We start from the raw sequence: 1,226 nt of genomic DNA on the forward strand, positions 1-1,226 counted from the left end.
CGAGCTCGCGCTTGCGGCATTAAGGTGTGCACGCATCTTATTGTCGGTTTGCCAAAAGAAACGCGCGAAGACAATGTCGAAACGTTACGTAAAGTACTGGATGTCGGCACGGACGGTATCAAGCTTCACGGTCTACATATTGTCGAAGGCAGTACTATGGCAAAAGCGTGGCGTGCTGGAAAGCTAGAGGCGCCTGAGCTTGAAGAGTATGTGGCTATCGCCAGTGAAATGATCCGCATGACTCCAAAAGAGGTGATTTACCATCGTGTTTCTTCTGCGGCGCGTCGCCCTACCTTACTATCACCACTATGGTGTGAAAACCGTTGGCTTGCGATGACGGAAATTGGCCGCATATTAAATCATGAGGGTGGGCAAGGCAGTTTAACAGGCGATGTTTTCATCTATCGCAAACCAGAATTAAAGGCAGAATGATCGACTAAGACCTGTTATATTTCATCCGATTTGCTTTAAAGGTCGGAAAAATGGATCAGTTACTCAATTGGCTCTGGGATGGGCACGGCGACTACATATTTGTGGTTTTGCTCTTTGTGGTGTGCGTACTCACCGTGGCATTGATTTATGCTCGATTCCAATCCTCTTTAAAACACCTTGTTACAGACTCCCCTTATCCCGTAGTTGTTCTCGATGCAAGCCATGGCCAATTGCTGCTTGCGAATGCTCCTGCGATGCAATTACTCGGTATTCGCTCATTGGGTTCTGGTTTTCTTTATCCAGCCTCTTTTCATAATGAAGAACTGTTAACGCTACTCGATAGCTTCTCCAGCCGCCATTTTCGCCATCAGTTATTTGATTGGAGACTATGTGAAACAGAAAACGTGAAAGTTGAGCTTTCTGGGAAAAAGAGCGTGTTGCGTGGGCATCATGTCTGGATTATCTACGCTCAACCTTACCAAGTGACACACCAAGAGCTGCAACAAGAACTAGAAAAACTAGGCATTGTTCGTTCTGCGATTGACTCTCTTTCTGAGCTGATTTGTTTGCAAGACCAACAGGGCAAAGTGCTAACGACCAACCGAGCGTTTGATTTGTTTTGGGAAGGACGCAGAGGCGAAGCCTGCTCTGCAAACATCAGTCCGATAGCATCGCGCAAAAGTGAGCGTCGCTGGACAACGGATCCTCAAGGGCGCAGTTGTTTGCTTGAGGTTAATCAGAACTCACTAGTCTCTCAGACTGGGGAGATGATTGGCACTTTATCTATCAGTCAT

At 46.9% G+C, this 1,226-nt stretch carries 1 protein-coding gene and 1 pseudogene; both read left to right on the top strand.

Annotated features, from left to right (window positions below; translation table 11 throughout):
* Positions 1 to 432 (top strand): annotated as a pseudogene (locus AND4_RS19120) (TIGR01212 family radical SAM protein); the annotation flags it as partial.
* 50 nt (positions 433 to 482) lie between these two features.
* Positions 483 to 1,226: PAS domain-containing protein (locus AND4_RS19125; protein ID WP_009844637.1), on the top strand; the 744-nt coding region annotated here is incomplete at its 3' end.

Origin of the sequence: Vibrio sp. AND4 (genome assembly GCF_000171815.1) — a bacterium.
Classification (GTDB): Bacteria; Pseudomonadota; Gammaproteobacteria; order Enterobacterales; family Vibrionaceae; genus Vibrio.